Origin of the sequence: Pantoea sp. CTOTU49201 (assembly GCF_032054795.1) — a bacterium.
GTDB classification, from domain to species: Bacteria; Pseudomonadota; Gammaproteobacteria; order Enterobacterales; family Enterobacteriaceae; genus Pantoea; species Pantoea symbiotica.
The window spans coordinates 1-6,258 of record NZ_DAMBSA010000292.1 but is presented as its reverse complement, the minus strand read 5'-3'; the positions used below and the strand labels follow the sequence as shown (position 1 = coordinate 6,258).

Here is a 6,258-nt window from a genome sequence, read left to right as displayed (position 1 = left end):
TGATGGTGAGCCATATCAACCATGCGCAGGAAATTGATGATGAGCTGCGTTACGGCATGCAGATGCTGAAGCGTGCGGGCGTTACGCTGCTAAATCAGAGTGTGTTGTTGCGTGATGTGAATGATGATGCGCAGACGCTGGCGGATCTCAGCAATGCGCTGTTTGATGCCGGTATTTTGCCCTACTACCTGCACGTGCTGGATAAGGTGCAAGGCGCGGCGCACTTCTTTGTTTCCGATGAAGAAGCACGCGTGCTGGTGCGCCAGCTGCTGGCGATGGTGTCCGGTTATATGGTGCCAAAACTGGCGCGAGAGATTGGCGGAGAGCCAAGCAAGACGCCGCTGGATTTACAGCTGCGTCAGGAATAACCAAGACCCAACTGAGAGTTTCCTGCCTGTCGTTCCACTATAAAAGCTCCTGAAATTACCAGGCACATCGTGTGCTTATGTTTTTACAGGAGCTGTTATGAAAAAAGTGGCATTAACGCTACTGGCACTATTATCACTGAGTTTGGTTTTTACCATGAAAGCCAAGGCCGCTCAGGATTGTGCCACGCGTCACGCGGCAATTAGTGAAGAATTACGTTACGCTGAAGCCAACAATAATTATTCACGTATCAACGGCCTGCGTAGCGCACTCGCAGAACTGGATATGCATTGCACTCGCAGTAACGTCATTTCAGATACTCAACGCCAGCTCGATAAACTCAACGATAAAGTAGCGGACAAGCAGAAAGCTATTCGTGAAATTGAGTTTGATTTACAACGCGCGCGCGCAGATGGGGATGCGAAAAAAATTCGCAAATATCAGCGTAAGCTAGAAGATAAACAAGAGGAACTCGCTGAAGCACAAGAAGAGCTGGCGCGGGTGCGGAATGAGATGTCCGCATTGAGGAAGTAACAAAATGGCCGAATCGCTTCGGCCATTTTGCATCGAACCCTTCAGGCAATTACGCCGGAAAAATCACGGGCACTTATATACCTGGCCGGTCATTTTGCTATCGAGCGGCGCGAAAGCTGACAGCAAATTCTGCGTCGGGCTGGTGGCACCATAAATCACGTTGCCGCCCATTTCAGCCGCGCGGTTACGCAGGTCGTTAGCTGCGCCACGCAGTGAACTGCCTTCACCGCCTGAACCGCTCAGCCAGTTGCTCTGGGAGCCGGTAAGCGTTCCCAGCAGCTGACATTGACTCGCGGGTTGTTGGTCGACGAAGGTCACACGTTCGCCGCCAGCACTCAGTTGATTGGAGCTGCTACAGCCCGCTAGCAGTAAAGTTCCGACTGCCAGACCGAGCAAGAGGTTAATCCGCATTGTAATCCCCATTTATTATCATCAGTGTCGGGCGGCAGCGTAGCAGAAAAGCGCACTTTTTTTCTGAACATTCATTGCCCTAAACCCGTAAAGCCGAAGTATTGCGCCCTTACTTATACCTTGTTCCCCAGCAAAAGAAAAACCCCCGACCGTTTCCGATCGGGGGTTTTCCAGATGACTTAAGCAGTCAGGGGCAATTACATCATGCCGCCCATTCCGCCCATGCCACCCATACCGCCAGCGCCACCTAAATCAGGTGCATCGTTTTTAGGCAGATCGGTCACCATCGCTTCGGTGGTGATCATCAGGCCCGCAACAGATGAAGCGTACTGCAGCGCAGAACGGGTCACTTTGGTTGGATCCAGGATACCGAAGTCGATCATGTTGCCGTACTCTTCGGTCTGCGCGTTATAACCGTAGTTGCCGTCGCCCGCTTTCACGTTGTTAGCAACAACTGAAGGCTCTTCGCCGGCGTTAGAAACGATCTGACGCAGTGGCGCTTCCATTGCGCGCAGCGCAACTTTGATACCCACGTTCTGATCTTCGTTATCGCCTTTCAGGCCAGATGCGGCGATTTTCGCTGCAACGCGAACCAGCGCCACACCACCACCGGCAACCACGCCTTCTTCAACCGCAGCACGGGTCGCGTGCAGGGCATCTTCAACGCGTGCTTTCTTCTCTTTCATTTCAACTTCAGTTGCTGCGCCCACTTTCAGAACGGCTACGCCGCCTGCCAGTTTCGCTACGCGCTCCTGCAGTTTCTCTTTGTCGTAATCAGAGGTCGCTTCTTCGATCTGCTGACGAATCTGCGTTACACGGCCAGAGATAGCGCCTTGATCGCCCACGCCATCGATGATGGTGGTGGTGTCTTTGTTGATCACAACGCGCTTAGCCTGACCCAGATCTTCCAGGGTAGCTTTCTCCAGCTCCATACCGATCTCTTCAGAGATCACGGTACCGCCGGTCAGGATAGCGATATCCTGCAGCATGGCTTTACGACGGTCGCCGAAGCCAGGTGCTTTAACCGCAGCCACTTTGACGATACCGCGCATGGTGTTCACCACCAGCGTTGCCAGGGCTTCACCTTCCACGTCTTCTGCAATGATCAGCAGTGGCTTACCGGCTTTAGCAACGGCTTCCAGCACTGGCAGCATTTCGCGGATGTTAGAGATTTTCTTGTCAGCCAGCAGGATGAACGGGGTTTCCAGCTCAACTGCGCCTGTTTCTGGCTTGTTGATGAAGTACGGGGACAGGTAGCCGCGATCAAACTGCATACCTTCAACCACGTCCAGCTCGTCTTGCAGGCCGGTGCCTTCTTCAACGGTGATAACGCCTTCTTTGCCCACTTTGTCCATCGCGTCAGCGATCAAAGTACCCACGGTTTCGTCGGAGTTAGCAGAGATGGTACCAACCTGTGCGATAGCGCGTGAATCCTGGCAAGGTACAGACAGGGTTTTCAGTTCTTCAACGGCAGCGATAACGGCTTTATCGATACCGCGCTTCAGATCCATCGGGTTCATGCCCGCAGCCACAGCTTTCAGGCCTTCGGTGATGATTGCCTGAGCCAGAACGGTTGCGGTGGTGGTGCCGTCGCCTGCTGCGTCGTTCGCTTTAGAGGCCACTTCTTTCACCATCTGTGCGCCCATGTTTTCGAACTTGTCTTCCAGCTCGATTTCACGCGCAACAGAAACACCATCTTTAGTGATGGTCGGTGCACCAAAAGATTTATCCAGAACCACGTTACGGCCTTTCGGGCCCAGGGTAACTTTTACTGCATCTGCCAGTACGTTTACGCCACGCAGCATTTTCACGCGTGCGTCATTACCGAATTTTACGTCTTTAGCTGCCATTTCAAATATCCCTTAAATTCGTTTCGTTCAGTGAATTACGCGTAAATTACGCTTCAACTACTGCAAGGATGTCGCTTTCGGAGATGATCAGAACTTCTTCGTTGTCGATTTTCTCGGTTTTAGCACCGTAGCCTTCGCTGAAAATCACCAGATCACCCACTTTTACGTCCAGTGGCTTAACTTCACCGTTTTCCAGGATGCGGCCTTTGCCAACAGCCAGGACTTCACCGCGGGTAGATTTACCGGCAGCTGAACCGGTCAGCACGATGCCGCCCGCTGATTTAGCTTCAACTTCTTTACGCTTGACGATGACGCGATCGTGCAATGGACGAATTTTCATTTGATAGCTCTCCTTTGAGAAGTCCAATCATTCATTTTTTGGGGTTGAACCGGACTGCATGGCTTCCGGCCTCGTGCTGGAAGAGATAGGGGCAATAAGTGGGCTTTCAAGGGCAAAAAATATAAATATTTTCGTTTCTGCAACAGATGGCGAAAAATGCAGCAAAAAGGCGGCTTGCGCCGCCTTGATTAATTTATTGGTCCTTATCGTGACCAATTCGGTCCTGATCTTTACGCTCGTATTCACCGTCCACGGTGAAACCGGCATCCGGACCGGCACCCGGTCCGCGCCACACGCGCAGATGCGGCATCAGCTTCAAGGTCAGATGCTTCTGCACCGGCGGCAATAGCAGCAGTAAACCGAGGAAGTCGGTGAAGAAACCAGGCAACAGCAGCAGGAAGCCGGAGATGATCAGCGAAACGCTTTTGGTCATCTCAGCCGCCGGGCTTTCGTTACGCGCCAGCTTCTCCTGCATCAGCCGGAAGTTCTTCATGCCCTGATTTTTCACCAGCGACACACCAATACACGAGGTGAAGATCACCAGCAGCATGGTGAGCAGCACGCCCAGCGCATGCGCGACCTGAATGAAGATTGAGATTTCAATCCAGGCCAAAACAAAAAAAATCACTAACGGTAACCAGCGCACCGAATTCTCCTGTGAGTTGGAGCTGCCCCGCAAATTGCCAGGCAGCAGAAAGGGATGGTCTGTAGGACCGTATTGATAGAGATGGGCATTTGCACCGGCATTTTCAACCGATCCTGCCATTTTTTTCCCACTGACTTAAAATTGCGAAGTACATCACATATCGTTATTACCGCTGGGCCTGTAAAAGCCCGTAAAGTGATCTGTGCACAAACAATTCTGTAACATCAGAATATGATCGTGCCCGTCAGCGCGAAGATGGATAATATGTCGGCGCTGACATTCCACGACAATATAATCGCTTCACCTGCACGTTAATTGCCGCCCGTCCATCCGGACGCCCGGCAGTAACCAGGCAGCAATAATAAGAAGGTAATCATGGCGAACAACATTCGTATCGAAGAAGACCTGTTAGGCATGCGCGAAGTTCCGGCAGACGCTTACTACGGTGTTCATACTCTGCGTGCGATTGAAAACTTCTATATTAGTAATAGTAAAATCAGCGACATACCGGAGTTTGTCCGCGGTATGGTGATGGTGAAGAAAGCAGCCGCGCTCGCCAACAAAGAGTTGCAGACCATTCCCCGCAATATCGCCAACACCATTATTCAGGCCTGTGATGAAGTGCTGAATAACGGTAAATGCATGGATCAGTTCCCGGTTGACGTCTATCAGGGCGGCGCGGGCACCTCGGTCAACATGAACACCAATGAAGTGCTGGCCAACATCGGTCTGGAGCTGATGGGCCACCAGAAAGGTGAATATCAGTACCTCAATCCCAACGATCACGTGAACAAGTGTCAGTCCACCAACGACGCTTATCCAACCGGTTTTCGTATCGCGGTTTACGCCTCGATTCTGAAACTGCTCGACGGCATCAACCAGCTAAGCGAAGGTTTCCAGCGCAAAGCGGTTGAGTTCGAAAACATCCTGAAAATGGGCCGTACCCAGCTGCAGGATGCGGTGCCAATGACGCTCGGCCAGGAGTTCCACGCATTTAACGTGCTGCTGAATGAAGAGACCCGCAGCATTCTGCGTACCGCTGAACTGCTACTGGAAGTGAACCTTGGCGCTACCGCCATCGGTACGCGTCTCAACACGCCTGATGGCTACCAGCAGCTGGCGGTACAGCGTCTGGCGGAAGTGAGTAATCTGCCGGTGGTGCCTGCAGAAGATCTGATTGAAGCCACGTCCGACTGCGGCGCATACGTGATGGTGCACTCGGCGCTGAAACGTCTGGCGGTGAAACTGTCGAAAATCTGTAATGACCTGCGCCTGCTCTCTTCCGGTCCGCGCGCCGGCCTGAATGAGATCAACCTGCCAGAACTGCAGGCCGGTTCATCAATCATGCCCGCCAAAGTGAATCCGGTGGTGCCAGAAGTGGTGAATCAGGTGTGCTTTAAAGTGATCGGCAATGACATCACCGTCACCATGGCGTCTGAAGCGGGTCAGCTGCAGCTCAACGTGATGGAGCCGGTAATTGGCCAGGCGCTGTTCGAATCGATCAGCATCCTGACGAACGCCTGCTTCAACCTGCTGGAAAAATGCGTTAACGGCATCACCGCCAACAAAGCGGTGTGTGAAGCTTACGTGTTCAACTCTATTGGTATCGTCACCTACCTCAACCCGTACATCGGCCATCATAACGGCGACATCGTCGGTAAGATTTGTGCCGAAACCGGCAAGAGCGTACGTGAAGTGGTGCTGGAGCGCGGCCTGCTGACGGAAACCGAACTGGACGATATTTTCTCCATTCAGAACCTGATGCATCCGGTATATAAAGCCAAACGCTATACCGACGAAAACGAACAGTAATCCGTTCCGGATCAAGTTGCCAAAAGCACGCCCGTATACAATGCGGCGTGCTTTTTTCATTTTGGCGGCTACAACTTTAAGAGTCGAAATTGATCCACGGCTCAGGGAGCGGAACGAATGGTAGTAGTGGAGTTAGGTATTGTCCTGCTGGCGATCTGGCTCGGTGCGCGTCTTGGCGGCATCGGCATCGGTTTCGCGGGCGGTTTAGGTGTGCTGGCGTTGACGCTGATTTGCGGCTTGAACCCCGGCGCGATTCCCTTTGATGTAATCGAAATTATCATGGCGGTGATTGCCGCAAT

7 protein-coding genes and 1 pseudogene are annotated in these 6,258 nt (G+C 52.5%); 4 read left to right on the top strand and 4 right to left on the bottom strand.

What is annotated here, in order from left to right; all coding sequences use genetic code 11:
• Both RTY00_RS17990 and RTY00_RS17985 read left to right on the top strand, forming a co-directional pair.
• Positions 1–368 (top strand): annotated as a pseudogene (locus tag RTY00_RS17990) (EF-P beta-lysylation protein EpmB); the annotation flags it as partial.
• Positions 369–465: 97 nt separating this feature from the next.
• Positions 466–900 (top strand): DUF1090 domain-containing protein, encoded by a 435-nt coding sequence (locus RTY00_RS17985; RefSeq protein WP_312665340.1) that lies wholly within the window; start codon positions 466–468, stop codon positions 898–900.
• Between the two features lie 63 nt (positions 901–963).
• Here the strand turns inward: RTY00_RS17985 and RTY00_RS17980 are convergent, their stop codons facing one another.
• The 4 genes from RTY00_RS17980 to RTY00_RS17965 all read right to left on the bottom strand — a co-directional run bounded on the left by RTY00_RS17980 (position 964) and on the right by RTY00_RS17965 (position 4,147).
• Positions 964–1,311, bottom strand: a complete 348-nt coding sequence (locus tag RTY00_RS17980; protein WP_008104416.1) for a DUF4156 domain-containing protein — start codon at positions 1,309–1,311, stop codon at positions 964–966.
• A gap of 197 nt (positions 1,312–1,508) precedes the next feature.
• The gene (gene groL / locus RTY00_RS17975; RefSeq protein WP_256698241.1) at positions 1,509–3,161 is read right to left on the bottom strand and encodes a chaperonin GroEL; all 1,653 of its coding nucleotides are present in this window, start codon (positions 3,159–3,161) and stop codon (positions 1,509–1,511) included.
• A gap of 46 nt (positions 3,162–3,207) precedes the next feature.
• Positions 3,208–3,501, bottom strand: coding sequence for a co-chaperone GroES (locus RTY00_RS17970; protein WP_008104420.1), 294 nt, complete (start codon positions 3,499–3,501; stop codon positions 3,208–3,210).
• Positions 3,502–3,694: 193 nt separating this feature from the next.
• Entirely contained in the window at positions 3,695–4,147 is a 453-nt protein-coding gene (locus RTY00_RS17965) for an FxsA family protein (protein WP_036648355.1), read from the bottom strand.
• Between the two features lie 375 nt (positions 4,148–4,522).
• On the opposite strand from RTY00_RS17965, the gene aspA reads away from it, so the two are divergent.
• A complete protein-coding gene (gene aspA / locus RTY00_RS17960) occupies positions 4,523–5,959 on the top strand; it encodes an aspartate ammonia-lyase (protein WP_008104424.1) in 1,437 nt (478 codons plus the stop codon).
• Positions 5,960–6,076: 117 nt separating this feature from the next.
• The coding region (locus RTY00_RS17955; protein ID WP_312665339.1) for an anaerobic C4-dicarboxylate transporter family protein at positions 6,077–6,258 on the top strand (182 nt) is incomplete at its 3' end.